The organism is Asanoa siamensis (genome assembly GCF_016862555.1).
Taxonomy (GTDB): domain Bacteria; phylum Actinomycetota; class Actinomycetes; order Mycobacteriales; family Micromonosporaceae; genus Asanoa; species Asanoa siamensis.
The window spans coordinates 1-20,796 of sequence record NZ_BONE01000043.1; the positions used below are offsets into that span (position 1 = coordinate 1).

The window sequence follows — 20,796 nt, forward strand, 5'->3', positions numbered from 1 at the left end:
CCCTGGCGGGCCACGACGAGCCGGTGGCGCGGCGGGTGGCGAAGCTGTTCGCCCAGGCCCGCCTGACGCCGATCCCGGCGCCGCACGCGGACCCGCCGGGCGCGCTGACCTACGGGGACCTGCTGGTCTCGACGTTCACCCCGCTGCGCCTGCCTTTGACCTGGCCGCGGTTCGCCACGGACCTGGACGCGGCGGCATCGGGCGACGCCTCGGCCCTGCTGACGACGGCCCGCGAGATGCAGACGGCGGCCGGCTTCGAGGCGTCGACGGTTTCCACCTCGATCTCCTGCGGCGACGCCCCGGCCCGGGTGCCCCTCGCGGACTGGCCGGCGCAGATCGCCCGCTTCACGGAGTCGGGCGCGCTCTGGGGCCCGGTCCTGGGCTGGTGGCTGTGGGCCCCGTGCGCGGCCGACTGGCCGGCGAACGCTCCGGACCGCTACGCGGGCCCGTGGAACGCCCGGACGTCGACGCCGATCCTGCTGATGAGCGCGCACTACGACCCAGGCACCCCGTACCGCAACGCCGTGGCCGCGGAACAACGCCTCGGAAACGCGGTGCTGGTCACGCTGGAGGGCTGGGGCCACCCGAGCTACCAGATCCCGAGCGCGTGCATGGACGAGCTACGCACCCGCTACCTGGTGGACTTGACGGTCCCACCCCGCGGCACGACCTGCCAGCCGGACGAACTCCCGTTCGGATAGTCCCGGCCGCGCGGGTTGCCGAACGGGTCCTAGTCGTACCGCGGTGGTCGCCGCGGCCGTGATCCGGCGCCGCCGTCCGACGCAGCTAGCGGCCCCGGCGCGGGCCAGGGCCGCGTCGCCGGTGGAGACCATCACCGGCCGGCGGAACATGGGCAGCCACGTGGAGCCGCCGCCTGCGACGGTGCCGCGCATGCGAGCGGCGTAGCCCTTAGTGTCGCGGCCCGGAGATAGCCCGCAATCCCGGCCACGCGGCGCCGTTGAAGACGCCGCCGCCCCAGCCGCCGAGTTCGCAGACCTCGCCGGGCCGGGACGTTCGAACCGACCAGGCCGCCGCCGCCCCAACCGCCGAACCCCGAAACCCCGCCGGACCGCAACACCCGAACCAACCGGGCCGCCGCCGCGCCTGCGGGCGTGTGCCATGCCCGCCAGGACGGCCGAACCATCACTCTCCGACGCCGGCGCACCTGCGCGTGAGCTGTCGCTCCCCTGCCGCGGGGCGGCGCTGCGGGTTGTTCGGTCAGGGGTGGCGGTGTGGCCTTACTGGTACATCTCCAGGCACGGGTCGTCCGGGCCTGCGGGCAGTGGGGACGGTGGCACCTGGGTCAGTTCGACCAGGGCCCACGAGTGGGGGCCGATGCGGGTGTTCGTGCGGTCGTGTTGTTCGACGATCGTGCCCATCGCGTCGAGGGCCCGTAGGCTCTCGGCGAAGTTGTCGCGGCGGGTTGTGGCGTTGAGCATGCCCTCGACGTAGAAGACGCGTTTCGCGCCCGACAGCTTCGCGTAGAGCTCGTCCTGCTTCGACTTCGGGCTGTCCGGCTGGCACAGGCGGACGTTGTGGACGTCGGGGCCGAGGTTCAGGTACGGCTTGTACCAGGTCGTCACCGCGTTGCCGAAGTAGTAGACCAGCACCACGTCGCCCGGCTGGACGCGGTCGGAGACCTCGCGCAGCGCGTCGCGTAGTGCCTCCTTGCCCAGCGGCTGGGCGATCTCCGCGCGGGCCGTGCCCGCCGACGGGCCGGCGACCAGGCCGATGCCGACCGCGGCCGCTACCGCCGCCAGGGCCGCCGCGATCGCCGGGATGCGCTGCCAGGGGTGCGCGCGGCCGCGGCGGTAGAGGGCGACGCTCGCCCGCGCCAGACCGTCGACCGCGGCGACCACCAGGACCACCGTCGGCGCGATCAGGTAGATGGCCGGGCGGCTCACCACCGGGAAGCCGCGCACCGCGCCGCCGCCGACGGCGGCCAGGAAGACCATCAGGAGCATCGCCGCCCAGAGGCGGCTGCGTAGCCAGAGGCTGACCAGGCCGACGACCATGAGGGCGAGCACGAGCGCGCCGTGCCGCCAGCTCATGGGGGCCTCGATGAACTTGCTCCACATGTAGGGGAACCAGTCGAGGTATTCGCGCACGCCGGCGCCCTCGGGGGCCGTGCCGCCGCGGAAGTAGTCGGTCTGGTTCGGGTAGAACGAGAAACGGTGGCGCCACCAGACGAGGAAGACGGCGGTGAGTGCCGCCGGTGCCGACAGTGCCGCCTGGAACAGCGCGTCGGGCCAGGCCCGGCGCAGCGCGTGCAGGCCCACCAGCGCCGCCGTGACCGCGAACATCACCAGGATCGCGCTGAACGAGACGAACACCGCCACGCCCGTCGCCGCGATCCAGGCCAGCGCGAGCCAGGGACGGGCGCGCAGGGCGGGCCACCCGGCCCACCGGATCGCGTCGTGCGCCCACGCGGCGAGCACGATCAGCGCCAGCGCGACGCCCGCCTCCCAGGCGTATTGCTTGGTCTCGCCCGCGTAGACCAGCAGCACCGGCGAGAAGGAGAGCAGCAGGGCGACCGCGACCGCGCCGAACCGACCGATCGCGCGCCGCGCGATCAGGGTGCCGAGGCAGAGCACGGTCAGCGTGCCCACGAAGGGTAGGAACCGCAGCACGCGGTCGCCGGGCCCGACGACCTCGATCATCGCCTTCTGCAGCCAGAGCCAGCCGACCGGCGCGACCTGGTCGTAGGTCAGGTGCCCCGCCAGCTGCAGGAAGGACCGGCGGAGGTTGTTGGCGATCGCCGCCTCGTCCTTCCACATGCCGAGGGCGGTCCACCAGACGCGGGTCGCGCCGACCAGGCCGACGCCGAGCGCCACCGTGAGCAGCACCCGGAACGGCCACTCGCCGAGCCGGGTGAGTCGACCGCGCGGCTGGTCGCCGGACGCCGGAGTCGCCTGGACCGGCACCGCCTCGCGTGTCGCTGTGTCTTCCACTCGCCCCGCTCCACTCGGTCGACGCGGCGGGAATCAGCCGCTGAAGGACTTTAGCGTGACCGGCCAGCCGCGCAGGTGCCCCTGTGGACAAGGGGCTTGCGGACTAACTCTATCTAGGTAGATATTAGGACCATGGCACGTGTACGACGTCCCTCGCCGCAGACCGCCGCCGTGCTCACCGCCCTCGCCGAGGCGGGCGCGGAGTGGAGCCACGGCTACGACCTGTGCCGCGCCCTCGGGCTCAAGGCGGGCACGGTCTACCCGATCCTCATCCGGCTCACCGAGCGCGGCCAGGTCGAGACCACCTGGGAGACCGACCCACCCCGCGGCCGACCGGCTCGGCACCTCTACCGCCTCAGCACCGCGGGCGCCGAACTCGCCCGTGCCCTGGCCACACCAACCCGCGCCACCGACCCCACCCCGGGCACGCCCCGCCTGGCCCCCGGAACCACCTGACCCACGCCCAACCAGGCCGGCCAACGCCCGCCCAGACCGCCGACCGACGCACAACCAGGACGACCGACCCGCGCTGAGCGTCACCCGACCGATGCGCACGCGCGACCGCCCGGCCGCCACGGACCCGAGGCCGGCCGACGGACCACGACCCAGACCTGAATGCCCGTCCGTCCACGGAGGCCATTGATGCTCGGATTCCTCCTGCTCCTGGTCGTGCTCGTGCCGGCGCCCCTCCTCGCGCTGATCCTGCTGATCCTCCGGATACGTGAAGCCGGTGCCGCCAACCCGACAAAGCGCATCCGGGCCGCGCTGCGGGGTGGCACCGCGCGGCCCGTCTGGCCCTGGCTCCTCGCGGCCGCCCTCGTCGCCGCCGCCGGGACCGCCGGAATCGAGCAGGCCTACCTCGTCGCCGTGGCGGACAGGCCGAGCCGCGACTTCGACCTGAGCCTCCTGGCCGTGGTCTCCGGGCAGCTCGCCGTCGTCGGTTGCGCCGCGATGACGGGCCTCGTCGGCGCCTCCGTCGCCCGCGCCCGCGGCTTCGGTGCCGGCACGGTCGCCGGCCTTCTCACCCTCGTGGCCGTCGCCGCCGGCACGTCCGCGGCCCACCTGCCGTTGAAGGCCGCCTACCTCGCCGACCCGACGACCTTCCCCCTCGTCGCGAACCTCGGCCAGGGCGACCTGCTGATGCCGTTCGACGCCTTCCGGTACGCCCTCGTCTGGGCCCTGCCCTGGCCGGTCATCGGCGCCGCGCTGGCAGCCCGGCGCCGGGTGGCGGTCCGCGACCTGCCGCAGCTCCTGCTCGACCTCGCCACCGCCGACCTCCCGGCAGGTCGGGCCGCCTGGGGTGCGGCGCTGCGGGCGGAGCTGGCGGCCATCGACCCGCCGGCCGAGCGGCGGCGGTTCGCCCGCGGTGGTGCGTGGGCCGCCCTGCGCTCCGGCGCGCCGCGCTACGTGTGGCTGCTCGCCCTGGGCGTGTCGGCCGTCGTCGCGGCCGGTACGTTCGCCGCCTCCCGGTGGGAGCTGGCCCACGACCGCGGCGGCGTACTCGACTTCTGGCTCTCCGGGCCCAGTGTCCTGCTGCTCGCGGCGGCGCTGGTCACGGCGCGGCACAGCCGGTCGCTGGGCGCCGGCATCCGCGCCGGTGTCGGATCCGGGCTGGGCGCGTTGCTGGCCGTGGTCGCGGTCGGCATTCCCGAGGCGGTGGTCTGGGCCGATCGGCGGGCGGGCTTCCTCAGCACCGGCGACGCCGTGCCGCCGAGTGTCGAGGCCGCGATTCGCGACGTCGTACGCCCGGAGTTCCTGCTCAGTGTCGTCGTCGTCTGGACCGCCGCCGTGGGGGGCGGTGCCGTCATCGGCGCGGCGCTGAGTCGCCTGCGGGCCCGCACGCTCTGACGGACCGCTCAGGCGCCGGGGCGGACCAGCCCCGACTCGTACGCGAGGACGACCGCCTGGACGCGGTCGCGGAGGCCGAGTTTCGTCAGCACATGGCCCACGTGGGTCTTGATCGTGGTCTCGCTGACCGAGAGCTTCCTCGCGATCTCCGCGTTGGACAGGCCGCGGGCGACCTGCACCAGCACCTCGCGCTCGCGTTCGGTCAGGGTCGCCAGGGCCGGCGGCGTGGTCTCGAGCGGGTCCGGCAGCGCGGCGAAGCGGTCCAGGAGGCGCTTCAGGATCCGCGGCGCGACGACCGCCTCGCCCGCGGCGACGGTGCGGATCGCGGTCACCAGATCGTCGGCGGGTACGTCCTTGGCCAGGAAACCGCTCGCGCCCGCGCGCAGCGCGCCCACCACGTACTCGTCGAGATCGAAGGTGGTCAGCACCAGGACCCGGACCGGCAGCCGCGACTCGACGATCGCGCGGGTGGCGGCCACACCGTCCATTCTGGGCATCCGGACGTCCATCAGCACCACGTCGGGCAGCAGGCGGCGGGCCAGGTCGACCGCTTCCGCGCCGTCGCCGGCCTCGCCGACCACGTCGAGGTCGGGTTGAGCGCCGAGGACCATACGGAAGCCGGTACGCAGCAGCGGCTGGTCGTCGGCGAGTAACACCCGGACCGGCCGCCCAGGTGCCCTGTCCTCCGCCGTCATCGCCACCCCGCTGTCTCGATCCGCCCGCGCGTACACGCTCATCTTTCCGCACCGCCACCATGGAACGCGGCCGGGCGTTTCGTGCCTAAATGATCGGTTATCGGGGAGCGCTGAGGAAAGATCGGACAGCGTGACCACGACTGCCGTGACCGGACCGGCCGCGCGGGCCGTCCAGGTGTGGAAGGTGTACGGGGCCGGCGAGACCGAGGTCGTCGCACTGCGCGACGTGAGCGTCGAACTGGCACGCGGGAAGTTCACCGCGATCATGGGGCCGTCCGGGTCCGGCAAGTCGACGCTGATGCACTGCCTGGCGGGGCTCGACACGGTCAGCCGGGGCGAGGTCTACGTCGGCGACACGCGGGTCACCGGCCTCGGCGACGCGGGCCTGACCCGGCTGCGGCGGGACAAGATCGGGTTCATCTTCCAGCAGTTCAACCTGCTGCCGACGCTGACGGCCGAGGAGAACATCCTGCTGCCGCTCTCGATCGCGGGGCGCAAGCCGGACCCGGAGTGGTACCGCACCGTCATCGACACCGTCCGCCTCGGCGACCGGCTGGGCCACCGCCCGTCGCAACTCTCCGGCGGCCAGCAGCAGCGGGTGGCCTGCGCCCGCGCGCTGGTGTCGCGCCCCGAGGTGATCTTCGCCGACGAGCCGACGGGCAACCTCGACTCGCGCTCGGGCGCCGACGTGCTGACGTTCCTGCGCGACTCGGTGCAACGGCACGGCCAGACGATCGTGATGGTCACCCACGACCCGGTCGCCGCCTCGTACGCGGACCGCGTCCTGTTCCTCGCCGACGGCATGGTGGTCGACGAGATCCTGAACCCGACGGCGGACGCGGTGCTGGACCGCATGCGGACGATCGACGCGCTGGACGAGTCGCCGATCGCGCCGGGGGCGCCGGAGGTCAGCGGGCCGGCGCCCGAAAGCCGCGGCACGACCGACCCGACCGGCCGCACTCCCCACCCGGGGCCGATGCGGGGCTCCGGCGGCGGTCCGGGGTCGGAGAGTCCACATCGGAACGGGGATGGTCCGGGGGCCGGCGGAGGCTCGACGGAGCCGCGGGATCCGGGCGGACCGACTGCCCGGGCCGTCCCGGGCGCGGGTCGGAAGGACGGGGGCAGGCCGGGTACGTCGGAGGTGGTCGCGCGGACAGCGACGGCGACGCTGACGGCGGCCACGCCCGCACAGCCACAGCCGGTCGCGGCCGCTGCGACACCGCCCGGCGCGAAGGTGACGGCAGCCCAGGGTGACGCCGCGGCGCTTCCCGCCGAGCCGGACACGACCGGGCCGCAGCCGGCGCTCGCCGCGCCCGGATCGCCTCGGGACGCGGAAGCGGACGAACCAAAGGCCGAAACGGCAGAGAAGAAGGATCGCGCGAGCAACACGGGGACGGCCGGCAAGGCAGCCTCCACGCAGGAGAGAGATCGGGCGAGCACGAAGGCGGCCGGCAAGGCGACCGCGCCGGACAAGGCGCGGACGGACGAAGGAACAGCCGACTCGCGCGGTGTGGAAGGGGCCGGCTCCGACGCCGGAGAGGTGAGTCCGCGGGACGGTGAGCGCCGGGCCCAGGGTGGGCCGACGCGGCGGAAGTCGGCCGGCGCCGCCGGGCCACGGCCGGCCGCGTCCCGACCGCCGAGGGGCAAGCAGCGCAAGCGAACCGGCCCCACCGACCCGTCCCCCACCGACCAGCCCGAGCCGGGCACGGGCGCAGCAGACCAGACCGCGACGCCGCGCAAGGCCGCCAAACGCGCCGCCGCCCGCAAGCCCACACCGCCACCAGACAAGTCCATCATGGACGACGAGCGGCCCCAGCCGCCCACAACCGGCCAGGGGTAGGCCATGTTCCGGTCCATGTTGCGCGGGCTGCTCACCCACAAGCTGCGGCTCGCCCTGTCGGCGCTGGCGGTCGTACTCGGCACGATGTTCATGTCCGGTGCCTTCGTCGCCGGCGACACGTTCGCGCAAGGGTTCACCGCGCTCTTCTCCACCGTCAACCAGAACATCGACGTCGAGGTCACCGCCAAGGACACCACCCCCGGTGGGCAGGCGCAGCAGCTCGGTACGCCGACCGCCCTGCTCGACCAGCAGGACGTCGACGCCGTCCGCGGTGTGGACGGTGTCGGCCGGGTCGACCCCGGTGTCTACACCGCCGGCGCGCGGCTCATCGGCGACGACGGCAAGGTGGTCGGTGGCACCGGGCCGCCGCAGCAGGGCATCGCCTGGCAGGACGACGACCCTCTCATCCAGCTCCGGCAGGGGCGCCCGCCCCAGGCCGCCGACGAGATCGCCATCAACCAGGGGCTCTCCGAGGCCAGCGGGTTCGGGCTCGGACAGACCGCGGACGTCATCACGCTCGAGCCGCGTACGCCGTACAGAATCGTCGGTATCTTCGGCTTTCCCGGCGACCGGCCCTCGCTGGCCGGCGAGACGACGGTCGCGTTCACACTGCCGCAGGCGCAGAAGGTCCTGCTCGACGCGCCCGGCAAGTTCACCAGCATCGACGTGACGGCCGCCGGTGGGGTCAGTGACGACACACTGCGCGACCGGATCGCCGCCGCCCTGCCCGACGCGGAGGTGCGGACGGGCGCGCAGGTCGCGCAGGAGCAGCAGAGCGAGACGTCCAGCTTCGTCAACATCCTGAAGACCGGCCTGGTCGTGTTCGCGCTGATCGGCATGTTCACCGGCGCCTTCCTGATCTTCAACACGTTCTCGATGCTGGTGGCGCAGCGGACCCGGGAGCTGGCCCTGTACCGCTCCTTCGGCGCCAGCCGCGGCCAGGTCAACCGCTCCGTCCTGCTCGAGTCGCTGCTGCTCGGCCTGGCCGCCAGCATCGTCGGGCTCGGCCTCGGCATCCTGGTCGGCTTCATCCTGAACCGGGCGCTGCAGGCGTTCATCGACGCGAGCCTGCCGGTCAGCGGCGTCGTGGTCCGGGCGTACGCGGTCGTCGCCACCCTCGCCGTCGGCACCGCCTTCACGGTCGTGGCGGCGCTGATCCCCGCGCTGCGGGCCAGCCGCGTGCCGCCGATCGCCGCGATGCGCGACGCCGTGACGCCGGACAAGCCGCTCGCCCGGCTCACGGCCGCCGGCGGCGTCGTGCTGGCCGCCGGTGGGATCCTGCTCGGCCTCGGCGTGGCCGGCGTCGGCGACCTGCCGACCTGGCTGACGCTGGGGATCGGCGCGGGGCTCTGCTTCCTCGGCATGGCACTGCTCGCACCCGTCATCAGCCGCCCGCTGACGGCCGCGGCCGGCAAGGTGTTCGCCGGGTCGGTCCCGGGCCGGCTGGGCGCCCGCAACACCGGCCGCAACCCGCGCCGGACCGCCGTCACCGCCGCCGCGCTGATGATCGGCGTCGCGCTGGCCACCGGCGCCGGGGTGTTCGCCCAGTCGGCGAAGGCCGGCATCAGCAACGCGTTCGAGCGCGACGTCAACGCCCAGCTCGCCGTGACCACCAGCCTGAGCCAGGGCCCGGGCGCGAACGCCGGCTTCCCGCCGGAGCTCGAGCAGACCATGGCCGCGCTGCCGGGCGTGACGTCGGCGGTCGCCCTGCGCGCCGACACCGTGAGCCTCAACGGCAGCGACCGGTTCGTGCTGGCCGGCGACGCCCAGGCGGCCTCGACGATCTTCAACCTGCGGCCCGTGGCCGGCAACGTCCGCGAGCTGAACCCGGGCGAGGCCCTGCTCACCGAGGACACCGCGAACGCCCTGCGCGTCGGCGTCGGCAACCAGGTCACGATGCGGACCGCCCGCGGCGGGCCGGTCACCCTCGACGTGGTCGGCGTGTTCGAGCCCAACCAGGCGATCTCCAGCTCGCTGATCAGCAGCGCGGACGCGGGCGGCTTCCGGTCGCCGTTCGCCCAGCAGGGCTTCGTGCAGGTGGCCGGCGACAGCCAGGTGCCGCAGGTACGCGCGGAGCTCGACCGGCTGTTCGCCGACAACCCCGAGGTCACCGTCAACGACCAGTCACAGCTCATCGACCAGGCCAACAGCTTCGTCGACATCCTGCTCGGCATCGTCAACACGCTGCTGGCCCTGACGATCATCGTGGCGGTGCTGGGCGTGGTGAACACGCTGCTGCTCTCGGTCTTCGAGCGCACCCGGGAGCTCGGCCTGATCCGCGCGGTCGGGATGAGCCGCGGCCAGATCGGCCGGATGATCACCGTCGAGTCGATCCTGATCTCGGTCTTCGGCGCGATCCTCGGCATCTTCATCGGCGTCGGCCTGGGCATCGCGATCGTGGTCGCGCTCGGCGACGAGTTCCTGTCGCTGACGGTGCCGTGGGGCTACCTGTTGATCACCCTCGCCCTCGCGATCGTGGCGGGCGCCATAGCCGCGGTCCTCCCCGCCATCCGCGCGGCCAGGCTCAACGTCCTTCAAGCCATCGCGTACGAGTAAGGACAGAGGCCCGGGTCCGGTCTGGGGCCGGGCTGCGGCGGGCCCAGGCGCCGCCTGGACGCACGGCGTATTCGCGCAGATACGCTCCGGTATCTACGCGAATCCGCCGGACGCCCAGCCGACACCTGGACTCCGCCTCGCCTCGACCCCAGACCGGACCCGGGCCTCAGGGACAAACCCTGAGGTCAGGTACGGGACACCCGCACCGGAAAATCCGCCTGCCCTCCCCCGCGGGGCGGACGAGAAGGTTGCCGGCGTCGCGCAGCATGGAGTACGCCGGCCGGACCGCCCTGGTCCGGCCGGACCATGACACGAGGGGGACCCAAGGTGACGGCCAGCGATCCGGTGGCGGCCCGCGCGGACGACGTGTGGAAGGTCTACGGCAGCGGCGAGGCGGAGGTGATCGCGCTCCGGGGGGTGAGCGTCACCTTCCAGCGAGGCGTGTTCACGGCGATCATGGGGCCGTCCGGCTCCGGCAAGTCGACGCTCATGCACTGCCTGGCCGGGCTCGACTCGGTGACCAGGGGTGAGGTGCGGATCGGCGAGACCACGGTGACCGGGCTCGGCGACGCCGGCCTGACCAGGCTGCGGCGCGACAAGGTCGGCTTCATCTTCCAGCAGTTCAACCTGCTGCCGACGCTGTCGGCCAAGGAGAACATCCTGCTGCCCCTGGCGATCGCGGGGCGGAAGCCGGACGACGCCTGGTTCGACACGGTGATCCGGACGGTCGGTCTCCAGGACCGGCTCGAGCACCGCCCGGCCCAGCTCTCCGGCGGCCAGCAGCAGCGCGTCGCCTGCGCCCGCGCCCTGGTCGCCCGGCCGGAGGTCATCTTCGCCGACGAGCCGACCGGCAACCTCGACTCCCGCTCGGGCGCCGACGTGCTGGGCTTCCTGCGGGACTCGGTCCGCCAGCACGGGCAGACCATCGTGATGGTCACCCACGACCCGGTGGCCGCCTCGTACGCGGACCGGGTCATCTTCCTGGCCGACGGCGCCGTGGTCGACGAGTTGCACGACCCGTCGCCCGACATGGTGCTCGACCGCATGAAGAAGCTGGACGCGCCGGCCGAGGTGGAGCGCTGATGCTGCGCGCCACCCTCAAGAGCCTGCTGGCCCGCAAGGTCCGGCTGCTGTTGTCCGGCCTCGCGGTCGTACTCGGCGTCATGTTCGTCGCGGGCTCGTTCGTGCTCACCGACACCCTGTCCCGCTCCTTCGACTCGATCTTCTCCGACGCGTACTCCCAGACCGATGTGACCGTGGCCGGCAAGCCCAAGGTCGAGGTCTCGGAGCTCGACGGCGAGTCCGTCCCGGCCCCGGTCCCGGCGTCCGCGGTCGACACCGTGGCGGCGCTGCCCGGCGTGGCGCAGGCGCGCGGCATGGTGGCCGCCGACGGCGCGACCCTGATCGGCAGCAACGGCAAGGCCGTCGGCTCGTTCGGGCCGCCGCAGCTCGGCGAGAACTGGCTGGGCGAGAACGCGCTGACCCAGCTCCGGGAAGGTCGCGGCCCGACCGCGGACGACGAGATCGTCATCAACAAGGGCCTCGCCGAGGCCGGCAAGGTCGCGGTCGGCGACCGGGTCGGCGTGCTCACGCTCGACGCCAAGCAGCGGACGTTCACGATCGTCGGCACGTTCGGTTACAGCGGCGACCGCGACAGCCTGGGCGGCGTCAACGAGATCGCGTTCACCGACCCGGTGGCCCAGCAGCTCATGCTCGGTCGGACCGGCCTGTTCACCAGCATCGACGTCAAGGGCACCGACGGCACCGACCCCGCGACGCTCAAGGAACGCGTCGCGGCCGCGCTGGGTGCCGACTACAACGTGCGTACGGGCGAGGAAGCCGCGGCCGACGACGCGCAGGGCCTCAAGGACGGCCTGGGCTTCTTCAACAACATCCTGCTCGGCTTCGCGGGCATCGCCCTGTTCGTCGGCATCTTCCTGATCATCAACACGTTCTCGATCGTGGTCGCGCAGCGCACCCGGGAGCTCGCCCTGCTGCGGGCCGTCGGTGCCAGCCGCCGGCAGGTGATCGGCTCCGTGCTCACCGAGGCCGTGGTCATCGGTGTCGTGGCCTCGGTGATCGGCACCGCCGCCGGCATCGGCGTCGGCGCGCTGCTCGCCAACCTGGCCGCCCGGTTCGCCGACGGCCTCAGCCTCGCCGGCATCGGCGTGCCCCCTGTCGCGCTCATCGCGTCGTTCGCGGTCGGCCTGATCGTCACGATCGTCGCCGCGGTCACGCCGGCCCTGCGCGCGTCCCGGATCCCGCCGATCGCGGCCATGCAGGACGTGGCGACCCCGGACCGGCCGCTCACCAAGATCACCACGCTCGGCGCGATCGTCAGCGCGGCGGCGGGCGCGCTGCTCGGCATCGGCCTGTACGCGGACGGCGGCCTCATGCTCGTCGCCGGCGGCGTGCTGCTCGCGTTCGTCGGCGTCGCGCTGCTGACCCCGGTGCTCAGCCGGCCGGTGGTCGGGCTGCTGGGCCGGCTGTTCTCCTGGTCGGTGCCGGGCAAGCTGGGCCGGCTCAACTCGGGCCGCAACCCGCGCCGCACGGCGATCACCGCGGCCGCGCTGATGGTCGGCATCGCGCTGGTCACCGGCGTCGGCGTGATCGCCTCGTCGGCCAAGACCAGCATCGCGGGCTCGATCGACTCGATGGACGCCCAGCTGATCATCCAGGGCACCCAGACCGGCCCGCGGCCGCCGACGTTCGACCCGACGGTGGTCGAACGGGCCAAGGCGGTGCCCGGCGTACGCGACGCGGTCGGTGTGGCCAGCGACCTCGCCAAGGTCGACGGCGAGCAGCAGTTCGTCACGTCGGTGACCGACGCGGCGGTGATCCCGGCCATCTACGGCAGCACCGCCGTGGCCGGCGACATCACGCGGCAGGGCCCCGACCAGGCGATCGTCAACGCGGAGACGGCCACGGAGCGCGGGTGGGCAGTCGGCTCGGTGCTGACGGTGCAGCTCACCCGGGGCGAGGAGCACCGCTACACGGTCAGCGGCATCGCGCCCACCGACAAGTCGATCGGCGAGATCATGCTGCCGGCGGCGGCGATGGCCGACTTCGCGCAGCCGACGCTGTCACTGGGCTTCGTCCGGCTCGACGAGGGCACGCCGGTCGCGTCGGTGCAGCCCCAGGTGGAGGCGCTGGTCGCCGACAACCCGCTGGTGTCGGTGATCGACCAGGCGACGTTCACGCAGCAGCAGTCCGACATGCTCGACCAGGTGCTGGTGATGATCCAGATCCTGCTGGCGCTGGCGATCCTGATCGCGGTGCTGGGCATCGTCAACACCCTGGCCCTGTCGGTCATGGAGCGCACCCGCGAGCTGGGCCTGCTGCGCGCCATCGGCCTGGGCCGCGCCGCGACGATGCGGATGATCACGGTCGAGGCGGTGGTCATCTCGGTCTTCGGCGCGCTGCTCGGCGTCGTGGTCGGCGGCGGGCTGGGCGCGGCGGTGGTGCGGGCGCTGCGCGACCAGGGCTTCACCGACCTGACCCTGCCCTGGTCGACGATCGGGATCTACCTGGCGGTGGCGGCGCTGGTCGGCTGCGTGGCGGCGATCCTGCCGTCGATCCGGGCGGCCCGGCTCAACGTGCTCGGCGCGATCGCGCACGAGTGATCGGGGGTGGTCGCGGTGCCCGTTCCCGTCAGGGGGCGGGCACCGCGCCGTCGCTCAGGGCCGCGAGCAGCGGCAGGTCCACGGTGGTCAGGCTGTCCAGCACGTGTACGCCGCGGCGCGGGGTGACCGCCGCGTCGTGTGGAACGGCGATCACCGCCGCTCCCGCCGCCAGGGCGCTCGTGACGCCCGTCGGTGAGTCCTCGATCGCCACGCAGCGCTCGATCGGCACGTCGAGCAGGCGGGCGGCCATCAGGTAGGGCTCGGGGTCGGGCTTGCCGGCGGTCACCTCGTCGCCGCAGACCACGGCCGCGAACCACTGCCGCCCGATCACCTCGATCGCGATGTCGACCAGTGCGCGACCGGTGTTGGTCACCAGCGCCGCCGGGATGCCCGCGTCGTGGACCGTCGCCAGCAGCTCGCGGGCACCCGGCCGCCAGCGCAGCTCCGTCAGGAACAGCTCGGCCATCCGGCTGACCAGCCAGGCCGCGGAGACGTCCTTGTCGCGCCAGGGCTGGTCGATGTCCGCGTGCAGGATCGCCATGGACGAGTCCATGTCGCCGCCGACCATCGCCAGCCGGGCCGGGTCGGAGAGCTCCCCGCCGTACTCGCGGGCCAGCTCGCGGAGCCCGATGTCCCAGACCTGCTCGCTGTCGAGCAGCGTGCCGTCCATGTCGAACAGCACCGCCGCGGGGCGGCGGGAGTCCTCGTCGAAGTCCGTCATCAGGACGAGTATCGCCCGGACGGGCGCCCGCTCCGGCATCCCCGCGCGGGCCGGTGGCGCAGGTCACGCGCCCGGCCTGGCCATTCGCCCGCCGTTCACCGCCGCGTTCGCTGTTGTCCGCGACGCGGACAATGGTGACGGTGGTGCCGCCGTTAAGGATTGACGTTGGTCGGGTATTCCCAGGCCAGTGCGAGGAGAGGGGACGTCGATGACCAGACCCGTTCTGGTGCGGGTGCTCGCCGTGCTGGTCGCCGGGGCGGTCGCGGCCGCCTGCGGTTTCGGCACCGGCGACGCCGGCGCCCCCGCGCCGCCGGCCGCCACGGGCGACGCCGGCGACCCGAGCGGTGACAACGACGGCACGATGACGGCCGAGGAGTTCGAGGCCGACATCCAGGACGCGACCGAGTCGGCCGAGAGCTACTGGACCTCGGTCTTCCAGCAGTCCGGCGAGCGGTTCCGGGCCGTCCGCCGCATCGAGAGCTACACCCGCGACGGCGAGATCGAGTGCGGTGGCGAGCCGGTGCCCCGCAACAACGCGGTCTACTGCCCGGCCGGCGACTTCATCGCGTACGACGTGAACTTCGCGGTCTCCGCCTTCCGCCAGGTCGGCGACGCGTTCCTCTACTACCTGCTGGGCCACGAGTACGCGCACGCGATCCAGGCGCGGCTGGGCATCGAGCACCGGCTGACGATCGACCACGAGCTGCAGGCCGACTGCATGGCGGGCGCCTACCTCGGCGACTCGGTCCGGGGCAAGGCACTGTCCATCGCGGACGGTGACCTCGACGAGTTCCAGCAGGGATTGCTGGCGGTCGGCGACGACCCGAGCGTGCCGTGGTTCGCGCCGGGTGCGCACGGCACCGCCGAGCAGCGCACGGAGTCGTTCTTCCTCGGCTACGAGCGGTCGCTCTCGGCCTGCGGCCTCAACTGACGAGCTCGGCCTCGAAGCCGTCGGCGTCCTCGAGGTAGGCCGTGTAGGTGTCCGGGCCGCCGGCGTGCGGGTGGCGGTCCGGGAAGAGCAGGGCCCACCCGTGCCGCGGCGCCTCGTCGACGAGGGCGTCGACCTCCGCGCGGGTGGCGACGTGGAAGGCCAGGTGGTTGAGGCCGGGGCGGAGGCGGTCGTGGGTGGTCGCGGACAGTGCGGGCGACTGCTCGACGACGACGTAGGTCGCGCCCAGGCGCCAGCTGATGCCTCGGGGCCAGCGCTGGAACTCCGCGTAGCCCAGTGCTGGCAGCAGCCAGCCCCAGCTGGTGGTCGCGCGGGCGAGGTCGGGCACCCACAGCTCGACGTGGTGCAGCGTGCCGGTGGTGGTCATCGGACCATCCTCACGGCTGTGGCTCACGGGCGGTGCTCGGGCGGGGCCGCCTCGGGCGCGGCCGGTGCGGGCGGTCGTGGGTAGTGCGCGGCCGGGTCAGGGCAGACGAAGTAGGGCATCCCACCCGTCGCGTAGGCGGGTGGCGGCGGCACGGAAGCCACCAGCGCGTAGCCCGGCGTGGGGCGCCGCGGCACGAAGTAGCGGCTCGCCGGCGGCAGGGCGACCAGCAGCACGATCGCGACCACCAGCGCCACCTCGAGCAGCCCGCCCAGCGAGAGCCCGCCGAAGAACAGCTCGTCGGACCCGCTCGACCGGGCCCACAACGTGTCCAGGAACCCGGATTCCTCCCACGGCACCACCTCTGGCGGCAGATCCTCGGGCAGCGGCCCGAAGTCAGGCGCGGGCGCCAGCAGGAACGGCACGATCGCGACGGCGCCGAAGCCGGGCAGGCAGAGGAACAGCAGGTGTACGCCGCCCGCGACGAAGACCAGGATCCGCGCCACGTTGCTGCCCCGCAGCAGCGGCACCGCCGTGGCGGCGAGCAGCACGGCGGCGATCAGCATGACGCCACCCATCAGCACCGAGCCGACCACGTTGCCGGTCCGTTCCCCACTCACGTCGGCGGGGTCGGTGTCGGGAAACCGCGCGGCGACCTCGTTGATCAGCCCGTCGTAGTAGACGGCGTGCGCCACCACCACGCCGATCAGCCCGAGCAGCAGCACGACGGCACCGACCTGCACCCAGAACGCGGCGGTCACGGTCGTGGGACGCGGCGGCGCATCGGCGATCATGGTCACGGTTCGCCAACCTACGGCCTGTCGCGAGGCCGCGATTCCTCCGAACGGACGGGACCTAACCGTCCTTCAAGGACGCGAGGGCGTCGGCCAGGATGCGGTCGCTGAGCGGCGTGCCGGCGGTCGCGCGGGCGAGGAGCAGTGCGCCGACCGCCGTGCTCACCGCCGCCGTACCGCCGAGCTTGTCGGCGAAATAGTCGACCCCCGCGGCGTACGTGGCGGCGAGGTCGGGATCGGCGCCGGGCATGTCGCGCGCGAAGCCGGCGACCGGGCAGCCGTCGCCCGGTGAGTCGCGATGGTCCGGCGAGAGGTAGTGGTCCAGGAAGCTCTCCGGCCCGTGCTCGGCGATCCAGGCCAGCCGCTCGGCGATCTCACCCAACCCCTGCGTCACGGCCTCGGCCACCAGGGCGTCCTTCGACGCGAACTGGTTGTAGAACCCACCGTGCGTCAGCCCAGCCCCGGCCATCACGTCGGCCACACCCACCCGGGCGATGCCGCGCTCGCGGAGAAGCCGGGTGGCCGTGTCCACGACCCGCTGCCGGTTCTCCCGCGCCTGTGCCTGCGACACCTTGCTCATGGCCCCAGCATAAATGATGGATCTCATGTAAAAGCCCACGAGCTTCAAATGATCGACGTAATGTAAGCGATATACGGATCTTGAGACCCCGAGAGAGGAGCCCGTCATGAGCACCGAGATCACCTACGCCGACGCGACCGAGATCGCCGAGATGATCCGCAGCAGGCGGGTCTCCTCCGTCGAGGTCGTGCGGGCGCATCTCGACCGCATCGCGGCCGTCGACCCCAGGATCAACGCGGTCGTCACGCTCGCCGACGGCGCGCTGGACGCCGCCCGGCGGGCCGACACGGAGATCGCCGCGGGCGCCGAGGTGGGGCCGCTGCACGGCGTGCCGTTCACGGCCAAGGACTCGTTCGACACCGCCGGCGTGGCGACCCAGCGCGGCTCGCCGATCTTCGCGGGACGGGTGCCGGACACCGACGCCACCGCCGTGGCGCGGCTGAAGGAGGCGGGCGCGATCCTGCTGGCGAAGACCAACCTGCCGGAGTTCTCGTACTGGATCGAGTCCGACAACCTCCTGACGGGCCGGACCAACAACCCGTGGGACCTCGACCGCTCCCCGGGCGGATCCAGCGGCGGCGAGTCGGCGGCGATCGCGGCCGGCATGTCGCCGCTCGGACTTGGCAGCGACCTGTCGATCTCGCTGCGCGGCCCGGCGGCCGACACCGGCGTCGTGGCGCTCAAGGCGACGCACGGGCGGGTGCCGATGACGGGTGTCTGGCCGCGGAAGCCCAGGCGGGACTGGCACGCGGGTCCGATGGCCCGATCCATCCGCGACCTCGACCTCGCGTACACCATCCTGGCGGGTCCGGACGGCGCCGACGGCTTCTCCGACGTTCCGCGCGGCTACGACACGGGGCTGGGCCGGGCGCCCGAGCGGCCCGTGCGGGTCGGCTGGCTGGTCGACTCCGGGCTCGGGCCCGTCGACCCGGAGGTCGCGGCGACGGTACGGGCGGCGGCCGACGCCCTGCGGGCGGCGGGAGTCCCGGTCGACGAGGTCGACATCCCGGCTCTGCGGCGGGACGACCCGCTGGACCTGTGGACGCGGCAGCACGTCATGGAGATGAAGCCGGCCGTCCAGGCGGTCACCGCGGGTCACGAGGACCAGATGTTCGCGTACTCGCAGACCCTGCTGGCCTCCCCCGACACGCCCGTCGCGGACTACGTCGCGGCCGAGCAGGGCGTCGAGCGGCTCCGGGACGGCTTCGCCGACTACTTCCAGCGGTACGACCTGCTGCTGATGCCGGTGACGACGTTCCCCGCGCACGCGCACGGGCTCTCGAAGATCACCGTCGACGGCCAGACGGTGGACGCGTTCCACGTGAGCGCGACGACCGTCCCGTTCAACCTGACCGGCCTCCCGGCCCTGTCCATGCGGTTCGGCACGACCGGCGACGGAATGCCGATCGGCGTGCAACTGGTCGCCGACCGGCACGCGGAGTCGACGATCCTGCGCGTCGCCGCGCTGCTGGAGACGCGCAGCCCGGTCCGCGACCCGCACCCGACCCTGTGAGGGAACCATCATGTCCACAGTCGACACCAACACGCGCGACGCCTACGGCAAGGACGAGATGGCGTACGCCGTCACGCGGTTGTTCCGGGAACGCGACCAGCATCCGATTCTGCCGATGCTCAGTGACGACGTCACCATGACGCTCCCCGCCACCCTTCCGTACGGTGGCGTCTACAAAGGACGGGCGGCCTTCGACGAGTTCTTCGCGAAGCCGCCGGGCGGCAGCGCGGTCTGGAGGTCGTTCGACGTGGTCGTCGACGACGTCATCGCCGCCGACGACCACGTCATCGCCCGGCTCACGAACACGGCCGTGCCCAAGGCGACCGGCGAGGCGGTGGTCTTCCAGAACCTCTGGTTCTTCGGGGTGGCCGACGGCCGCATCGTCAGTGCCCAGCTGTACGCGGACACCGCGGTCATCGTCACGACGAGGTGACCTCGCGCGGGCTCGTGCTCAGCCCACCCGCGCGGGCAGTGCCGCGAGGAGGGCCTGCCCGACGGCCTCGCCCGAGGCCGGGTTCTGGCCGGTGATGAGGTTGCCGTCGACGACCACGTACGAGCCGAAGGCCGGCCCGGCCTCGTGCACCGCGCCGGCCGCGCGCAGCCGGGACTCCAGCAGCCAGGGCGCGTTGGCCGCGAGGCCGACCTGCTCCTCTTCGGCGTCGGTGAACGAGGTCATCCGCCGGCCGCGGAACAGCCAGTCGCCGTCGGCGTCGCCGGCCGGGAGAAAGGCGGCGATCCCGTGGCAGAGCGCGGCGACGGTCCTGCTCCGGTCGGGCAGCATCGCCTCCAGCACGCGGGCGATGTCGGGGTGCACGGCGAGATCCTGCATCGGGCCATGGCCGCCGGGGATCAGGACGGCGTCGTAGTCGGCCGGGTCGACGTCCTCCAGCCGCACCGGCGACTCCAGCACCGGCCGAAGGTCCTCCAGGTAGGCCTTCTGGGCCTCGTCGGTCAGGCTGACCTCGTCGGCGACCGGGATGCGGCCGCCCGGGGTGGCGATCGTGAGCCGCACGCCGGCCTCGGTGAGCACGCGGTGCGGCGCGATGAGCTCCTCGGCCCAGAACCCGGTCGGGCGCTGGCGGCCGTCCTGCTGGGTCCAGAACCGGGCACCGGACAGAACGATGAGAACGTGTGACATGGGGAGCTTCTCCTAGGTCGTGGGCACGTTGCAACCTTAGGGAGTTAGCCCCTAACGCCGTGATGCTCTTTGGGCATGACGCTGATGACCGTACGAGCTACGGTCATTGCATGGAGGATTGCCCACCCGCCGTCTGCGACGCGAGCGACCTGGTGCTCTCGTTGGTGAACTCCGGGTCGCTCGAGGAGTGGCTCGGCGCGTCCGCCGCGTCGGACGTCACCGCCACGGCCGAGCTGCGGGCCAGCCTGTCGGTGCTGCTGCGCGCACACTCGGGCTGCGCGCTGGACCCCGGCGAGGTCGAGGCCGCCGAGGCCCACCTGCGCCAGGTGGCGACGCGCTATCCGCTGGTCGCCGTCGTCGGTGCCGACGGGGTCGCCCTCGTGCCCGCACAGGACGGCGCGTTCGGGCAGTTCGCCCGGGTGCTCGGCGCGGTCACCGACCTCGCGTACCGGGGCGCCTGGATGCGGGTCAAGGTGTGCAAGAACGAGACCTGCCATCGCGGCTTCTTCGACAAGACCCGCAACACGTCGGCCCTCTACTGCAGCCCGGCGTGCTCGTCCCAGGCGTCGATGCGCGCCTACCGCAACCGGCGGAAGGCGGCCTGACGTGGAGCTGCGGCACCTGCACACGTTCGTCGCGGTGGCCGAGGAGCGCAGCTTCTCGCGCGCGGCCACCCGGCTGCGCACCGCCCAGTCGGCGGTGTCCCGCACGGTCCAGGCGCTCGAACGCGAGCTGGGAGGCGCGCTGTTCGAGCGCAGCAGGCACCACGTGGAGCTGACGAAGACGGGTCGGGCGACCCTCGACACGGCCCGCGCGACGTTGGCGGCCGCCGAGGCGGTCCGCGACGCGGCCCGCCGGACGTGCCCGCTACCGGCCGACGAGTGTCTCGTAGAGACCAGCGATGCGTAGCTGCTTCTCGACGAAGGGCGCTACGTCCCGCACGACGAACCGCACCTGCTGCTCCCGCGCCGCGTTCAGCCCGGCGACGAGCGCCCCCAGGCCGGTCGAGTCGACAAAGGTCACGAACTTCATGTTGACCACCACCGCGGGCGGCGGGTCATTCCGAATGGTCTGCTCCAACACGTCCCGCAACGCATCGTTGACCGCGACGTCGAGCTCACCCCGCAGATCCAGGACGACCGTGCCGTCGTCGAGGAGACGCCGGCCCACCACCGCACTCGCCACTGCCCCTCCCCTGGCCTTTGCCGTGTAGCAAGGACAGCA

The 20,796-nt window shown here is 72.9% G+C and carries 19 protein-coding genes and 1 pseudogene; 12 read left to right on the forward strand and 8 right to left on the reverse strand.

Annotation, left to right across the window (positions count from 1 at the left end; translation table 11 throughout):
- On the forward strand, positions 1 to 701 hold a 701-nt coding region (locus Asi02nite_RS24610), incomplete at its 5' end, for an alpha/beta hydrolase (protein ID WP_203716275.1).
- A 537-nt stretch (positions 702 to 1,238) separates the two neighbouring features.
- Here Asi02nite_RS24610 and Asi02nite_RS24615 read toward each other — a convergent pair.
- On the reverse strand, positions 1,239 to 2,951 hold the full coding sequence (locus Asi02nite_RS24615; RefSeq protein WP_203716276.1) for a glycosyltransferase family protein: 1,713 nt from the start codon (positions 2,949 to 2,951) through the stop codon (positions 1,239 to 1,241).
- 132 nt (positions 2,952 to 3,083) lie between these two features.
- Between Asi02nite_RS24615 and Asi02nite_RS24620 the strand changes: the two genes are divergently transcribed.
- Entirely contained in the window at positions 3,084 to 3,407 is a 324-nt protein-coding gene (locus Asi02nite_RS24620) for a PadR family transcriptional regulator (protein WP_203716277.1), read from the forward strand.
- A gap of 186 nt (positions 3,408 to 3,593) precedes the next feature.
- Positions 3,594 to 4,799, forward strand: a complete 1,206-nt coding sequence (locus tag Asi02nite_RS24625) for a hypothetical protein (RefSeq protein ID WP_203716278.1) — start codon at positions 3,594 to 3,596, stop codon at positions 4,797 to 4,799.
- 8 nt (positions 4,800 to 4,807) lie between these two features.
- Here Asi02nite_RS24625 and Asi02nite_RS24630 read toward each other — a convergent pair whose 3' ends face one another.
- Positions 4,808 to 5,494, reverse strand: a complete 687-nt coding sequence (locus Asi02nite_RS24630; protein ID WP_203716338.1) for a response regulator — start codon at positions 5,492 to 5,494, stop codon at positions 4,808 to 4,810.
- 130 nt (positions 5,495 to 5,624) lie between these two features.
- Between Asi02nite_RS24630 and Asi02nite_RS24635 the strand changes: the two are divergent.
- The 4 genes and pseudogenes from Asi02nite_RS24635 to Asi02nite_RS24650 all read left to right on the forward strand — a co-directional run.
- Positions 5,625 to 6,365, forward strand: a pseudogene (locus Asi02nite_RS24635) (ABC transporter ATP-binding protein); the annotation flags it as partial.
- A 972-nt stretch (positions 6,366 to 7,337) separates the two neighbouring features.
- Complete coding sequence (locus Asi02nite_RS24640) at positions 7,338 to 9,890, forward strand: ABC transporter permease (RefSeq protein WP_203716279.1); 2,553 nt, start codon at positions 7,338 to 7,340, stop codon at positions 9,888 to 9,890.
- Between the two features lie 306 nt (positions 9,891 to 10,196).
- Positions 10,197 to 10,973 carry an ABC transporter ATP-binding protein gene (locus tag Asi02nite_RS24645; protein WP_203716280.1) on the forward strand — a complete coding sequence of 259 codons (777 nt, stop codon included), beginning with the start codon at positions 10,197 to 10,199 and terminating at the stop codon, positions 10,971 to 10,973.
- Complete coding sequence (locus tag Asi02nite_RS24650; protein ID WP_203716281.1) at positions 10,973 to 13,513, forward strand: ABC transporter permease; 2,541 nt, start codon at positions 10,973 to 10,975, stop codon at positions 13,511 to 13,513. The genes Asi02nite_RS24645 and Asi02nite_RS24650 overlap by 1 nt, the downstream gene beginning before the upstream one ends.
- Before the next feature lie 28 nt (positions 13,514 to 13,541).
- On the opposite strand, the gene Asi02nite_RS24655 is transcribed toward Asi02nite_RS24650, so the two are convergent.
- Positions 13,542 to 14,195, reverse strand: coding sequence for an HAD family hydrolase (locus Asi02nite_RS24655; RefSeq protein ID WP_203716339.1), 654 nt, complete (start codon positions 14,193 to 14,195; stop codon positions 13,542 to 13,544).
- A gap of 247 nt (positions 14,196 to 14,442) precedes the next feature.
- On the opposite strand from Asi02nite_RS24655, the gene Asi02nite_RS24660 reads away from it, so the two are divergent.
- Positions 14,443 to 15,165, forward strand: a complete 723-nt coding sequence (locus Asi02nite_RS24660) for a neutral zinc metallopeptidase (protein WP_203716282.1) — start codon at positions 14,443 to 14,445, stop codon at positions 15,163 to 15,165.
- Here the strand turns inward: Asi02nite_RS24660 and Asi02nite_RS24665 are convergent.
- The 3 genes from Asi02nite_RS24665 to Asi02nite_RS24675 are packed head-to-tail and all read right to left on the reverse strand — an operon-like array spanning position 15,158 to position 16,921.
- A complete protein-coding gene (locus tag Asi02nite_RS24665; protein WP_203716283.1) occupies positions 15,158 to 15,550 on the reverse strand; it encodes a VOC family protein in 393 nt (130 codons plus the stop codon). The two genes, Asi02nite_RS24660 and Asi02nite_RS24665, sit on opposite strands and share 8 nt — an antisense overlap.
- Positions 15,551 to 15,573: 23 nt before the next feature.
- A complete protein-coding gene (locus Asi02nite_RS24670) occupies positions 15,574 to 16,347 on the reverse strand; it encodes a hypothetical protein (protein ID WP_203716284.1) in 774 nt (257 codons plus the stop codon).
- A gap of 55 nt (positions 16,348 to 16,402) precedes the next feature.
- Positions 16,403 to 16,921 carry a TetR/AcrR family transcriptional regulator gene (locus Asi02nite_RS24675; RefSeq protein ID WP_203716285.1) on the reverse strand — a complete coding sequence of 173 codons (519 nt, stop codon included), beginning with the start codon at positions 16,919 to 16,921 and terminating at the stop codon, positions 16,403 to 16,405.
- Between the two features lie 106 nt (positions 16,922 to 17,027).
- Here Asi02nite_RS24675 and Asi02nite_RS24680 point away from each other — a divergent pair, with 106 nt between their 5' ends.
- Positions 17,028 to 18,434, forward strand: a complete 1,407-nt coding sequence (locus Asi02nite_RS24680) for an amidase (protein ID WP_203716286.1) — start codon at positions 17,028 to 17,030, stop codon at positions 18,432 to 18,434.
- A gap of 10 nt (positions 18,435 to 18,444) precedes the next feature.
- Positions 18,445 to 18,867 (forward strand): nuclear transport factor 2 family protein, encoded by a 423-nt coding sequence (locus tag Asi02nite_RS24685; RefSeq protein ID WP_203716287.1) that lies wholly within the window; start codon positions 18,445 to 18,447, stop codon positions 18,865 to 18,867.
- Between the two features lie 18 nt (positions 18,868 to 18,885).
- Here the strand turns inward: Asi02nite_RS24685 and Asi02nite_RS24690 are convergent, their stop codons facing one another.
- Positions 18,886 to 19,572: a type 1 glutamine amidotransferase domain-containing protein gene (locus Asi02nite_RS24690; protein ID WP_203716288.1), complete on the reverse strand. Its 687-nt coding sequence runs from the start codon at positions 19,570 to 19,572 to the stop codon at positions 18,886 to 18,888.
- 110 nt (positions 19,573 to 19,682) lie between these two features.
- Here Asi02nite_RS24690 and Asi02nite_RS24695 point away from each other — a divergent pair, with 110 nt between their 5' ends.
- Together Asi02nite_RS24695 and Asi02nite_RS42390 are read left to right on the forward strand one after the other, a co-directional pair.
- Positions 19,683 to 20,177 (forward strand): CGNR zinc finger domain-containing protein, encoded by a 495-nt coding sequence (locus Asi02nite_RS24695; RefSeq protein WP_203716289.1) that lies wholly within the window; start codon positions 19,683 to 19,685, stop codon positions 20,175 to 20,177.
- Between the two features lies 1 nt (position 20,178).
- Positions 20,179 to 20,481: a LysR family transcriptional regulator gene (locus Asi02nite_RS42390; protein ID WP_203716290.1), complete on the forward strand. Its 303-nt coding sequence runs from the start codon at positions 20,179 to 20,181 to the stop codon at positions 20,479 to 20,481.
- Here the strand turns inward: Asi02nite_RS42390 and Asi02nite_RS24705 are convergent.
- Complete coding sequence (locus tag Asi02nite_RS24705) at positions 20,440 to 20,757, reverse strand: STAS domain-containing protein (protein WP_203716291.1); 318 nt, start codon at positions 20,755 to 20,757, stop codon at positions 20,440 to 20,442. The genes Asi02nite_RS42390 and Asi02nite_RS24705 overlap by 42 nt on opposite strands.
- Positions 20,758 to 20,796 lie beyond the last annotated feature (39 nt).